The sequence below is a fragment of the Undibacterium paludis genome, assembly GCF_022568815.1.
In the GTDB taxonomy this organism is placed as follows: Bacteria; Pseudomonadota; Gammaproteobacteria; order Burkholderiales; family Burkholderiaceae_D; genus Undibacterium.
Genome location: NZ_JAKZHX010000059.1, coordinates 1 through 624, shown reverse-complemented (window position 1 = coordinate 624; position 624 = coordinate 1). Strand labels below are relative to the sequence as shown.

Annotated in this window: 1 protein-coding gene; it reads right to left on the bottom strand. The window is 59.3% G+C overall.

The annotated features are described in order from the left end of the window. Positions 1-624 (bottom strand): hypothetical protein (locus LZ463_RS28905; RefSeq protein WP_241459781.1); only part of this gene is annotated, 624 nt, incomplete at both ends.

The window sequence follows — 624 nt, the reverse complement described above, 5'->3', positions numbered from 1 at the left end:
ACTGGTGCCATTCTTGTTCATGATGAGGTTGGCGCCCAGGCGATCTGCTGCACTGAGGGTCAGGGTGAAGGAGGTGGCCGACGTGATCTCGACATTGCTGGTGGTGGTCAGGGTATAGCTGGCCCCCCCTTCGCCTTGCAAACTGAATTTGTTGGCAATGATGTCATTGGCCGCCCCAGTTAAAGCAGACAGGCCGGTACCGGTGACGGTCAGCACACCGGTGATGGCATTGTAGGTCGAGGAAGTAATGGTCGGGACCGGGACATTGGACACCGTAATGCCTGCTGTGGCGACGGCAATATTGCCACCGGTAATGACGCTGTCCCAGTCATCTGCGGCCGCCAGGTTGTACGTCGTGCCATTGGTGGAGGCGGTACCGTTCTTGTTGAACAGGGCTTCGACAGCTGTCTGGTCAGCACCTGCGAGGGTGACGGCAAAGCTGGTGGCGGAGGTGATCTCGACATTGCCCGTGGTAGAGAGGGTACGGGTAGCAGCGCCTTCACCGGTGATGGTCAGGGTGGAGACGGTAATGTCGTTGGTCGCACCGAGCGTGCTGACGAGGCCAGTGCCTGTGACGGTCAGCACATGGGTGGTGACGTCGTAAGTGGCTGAGGTGATCGTTGG